The sequence below is a fragment of the Actinomycetota bacterium genome (assembly GCA_035697485.1).
Lineage (GTDB): Bacteria > Actinomycetota > UBA4738 > UBA4738 > HRBIN12 > JAOUEA01.
Genome location: DASSCU010000014.1, coordinates 1 through 2,588, shown reverse-complemented (window position 1 = coordinate 2,588; position 2,588 = coordinate 1). Strand labels below are relative to the sequence as shown.

The following is a 2,588-nucleotide window of genomic DNA, read 5'->3' as shown; positions in this document are numbered from 1 at the left end:
GACCGCATCTAGCCGGCGCGATCGTGGCCGGACAGAAGGTGCGAGGCGGGCGACGAGCATCATCGACCTCGAACTCGGCTTCCCGGGCGCGAACATCCTCATGATCCTCGGAAGCGCCGGCCGCCCGGTGCTCGCTCCGCTCGCGTTGCGCACCACGGCCCTGGCCGATCGCCGCGCGCGCCGGGCTCCTCGCCGGCGTGGCCGTCATCGGCACAGCGACCGTTCTCACATCATGTCGACGCCGTCTTCGGGTGTCAGTTGGGTCGGTCAGGGCTTCGGGATCGGGGCGATCCAGTACGGCGTGTCGGGCTCGGGCGTCGTCGTGAAGCGCGCGTTCACGAGGTAGAGCGCGCCGCGATAGGTGTCGATCGACGTGGGCACGTCGAAGTCCGGGTCGCCCGTGCGGCTCACGACTCGACCGCTGGACAGATCGTCGGACAGTCGCACCTTCGCGACCGTGTTGAGGAAGTTCTGCACCACATAGGCGACGTGGTCGATGACGAGGACGCCGTCGCCAGACGCGACGTCCGCACCACCGAGATCGATCTCACGTGTGCGGCCCGACTGCCTCACCGCGAACAGCTCGCCGGTGTTCGTCTGGACCACCACGAACATCGACGTGCCCGGGACGCGGTCGATGCCGTTGGCGTTGAACCCGTCCTCGAAGACGAGATCGCCGCGGAGGGGCAACGCCTCGACACGGCCCTGGCCAGACAGGCGGCCGTCGTCGATCGGCACTCGATAGAGGTACGGCTGCAGGGAGTCGGTGAAGTACGCCGCTCGTCGCGTGACGACCACGTCGTTGACGAAGCCCCCTGGCTCGAACCGGTAGGTGCGCACGAGGTCGCCCGATCGCCGGAACACCCACGCCATGCCGGTGTCGCCACCCGCGACCCACACGAACCGACCGCGGACCTCGACGCCCACCGCCACGCGCCCGGCGCCTCCTGGCACGAGCCGTCTCACGTCGCCGGTCTGCACGTCGCCGACCCAGATCGTGCCGTCGGCGAGCGATCCTGTGTAGAACGTCCCGCGGTTGGTGATCGCGAGGCCTTCGGGCTGCGAGCCGTCGGGAAGCGCGATGCGATCCGGCAACTGACCGGCGCTCGCCGATCCGAGGCCCAACGGGACCGAGAGCGCGGCGACCGCGACCACGGCGAGGGCTCGGATCGATCGACGGATGGATGTGGAGCGATGACGCACGGCGAACCCCTCCTTCTGCATGCTTCGGAGATGCTCCGTCTGATTCCCTCGCGACACTACTGCTATCGGGGTCGGCCAGGACGCCACGCTCCTGGCGGTTGCCGCCGCGCTCCTGGCGGTTGCCAAGGACGTCACGGTCCGCGGGTTCGAGGCCCCCGAGGTGTTCGACGGCGCCGAGCCACCGCATCCGCGACCCGACCACGATCCGCTGGGTGAGTCTCGAGGAGCTAGGCTGTCACGCCGCGTCGGCGCAGCACGGCCGCGATCGCGGCGACGTCGTCGGGCACGGTGCCACAGCATCCACCGACCGCCTTCGCGCCTTCGTCATACCACGCCGCCGCTCCGGCTCCGAAGTCGGGTCTGGGTCCTTCGGCGCGCCAGCTTCGCGCGCCGGCGTCCCACGTCGAGCCGAGGTTCGGGTAGGCGACGAGCGGTGTGTCTGGCAGCCGTCGCCGGATCCGCCGGAGCAGCCCGGCCACGAACCCCGGCGGTGTGCAGTTCACGCCGACGCCCAGCACCGCCTCGCTCGAGGCGGCGAGGGTGGCCGCATCGGCGATCGGCGTTCCGTCGCTGATGCGCTCCTCGTCGCGGCAGCTGAACGTCATCCACGCGCGAGCCTCGGGGCGCGCGTCGAGCAGGCGCACGATCGCCTCGGTCTCGACGATCGACGGGATCGTCTCGACGGCGAGCAGATCCGGCTCGGCTCCGAGCAGGACATCGAGCCGTGGCTCGTGGAAGGCGACGAGCTCCTCGGTTGTCATGCCGTAGCGTCCGTCGTATTCGGATCCGTCGGCGAGCACGGCACCGTACGGCCCGACCGACGCGGCGACGAGCGGTGTCCGGCCTTCCTCCGCGAGCCCCTCGGCCGCCTCCCGGGCGAGCTCGACGCTCCGGCGGAGCAGCGCTACCGACCCCCGGTGGTCGATCCCGCGCCGGGCGAACCCTTCGAAAGAAGCCTGGTAGCTGGCACCGATCGCGACGTCGGCTCCCGCCTCGAAGTACGCGCGGTGTGCCCGGCAGATCGTGTCCGGGTCGTCGAGGAGGAGTCGAGCCGACCAGAGCTCGTCGGTCAGATCGGCACCGAGGCGCTCGAGCAGTGAGGCGAGACCGCCGTCGATCACCAGGTCTTGTCGGAACCGATTTGCGACATCCACGCGACCATCATCTCGCCCACGCGCAGGAGTTCCCTCGACTCGAGCTCGCTCCTTCCTACAGCTCGTCGCGGAACCAGGCCACGATCCGCTCGAGACGGTCTCGCCGGCGGTCCGGCCGGCCGACCCCGGCCATCCAGTGGCTCTCCTCGGGATAGCGAACCATCCGCACGGGCAGCCCTCTCGCCTTTCGAAGAGCGAAGACCAACTCGCTGTTCACGGGAGGACAGCGGT

At 69.9% G+C, this 2,588-nt stretch carries 3 protein-coding genes; all 3 read right to left on the bottom strand.

The window, feature by feature from the left end; genetic code table 11:
- Positions 1–267 precede the first annotated feature (267 nt).
- The 3 genes from VFI59_03050 to VFI59_03040 all read right to left on the bottom strand — a co-directional run bounded on the left by VFI59_03050 (position 268) and on the right by VFI59_03040 (position 2,574).
- On the bottom strand, positions 268–1,224 hold the full coding sequence (locus VFI59_03050) for a superoxide dismutase (GenBank protein ID HET6712668.1): 957 nt from the start codon (positions 1,222–1,224) through the stop codon (positions 268–270).
- A 206-nt stretch (positions 1,225–1,430) separates the two neighbouring features.
- Positions 1,431–2,357 (bottom strand): homocysteine S-methyltransferase, encoded by a 927-nt coding sequence (gene mmuM, locus VFI59_03045; GenBank protein HET6712667.1) that lies wholly within the window; start codon positions 2,355–2,357, stop codon positions 1,431–1,433.
- A 55-nt stretch (positions 2,358–2,412) separates the two neighbouring features.
- Positions 2,413–2,574, bottom strand: coding sequence for a hypothetical protein (locus VFI59_03040; protein ID HET6712666.1), 162 nt, complete (start codon positions 2,572–2,574; stop codon positions 2,413–2,415).
- Positions 2,575–2,588 lie beyond the last annotated feature (14 nt).

What these genes read in the sequence shown, in the direction of transcription:
- VFI59_03050 (HET6712668.1), bottom strand. Translation starts at nt 1,224, where the DNA reads ATGCAGAAGGAGGGGTTCGCCGTGCGTCATCGCTCCACATCCATCCGT.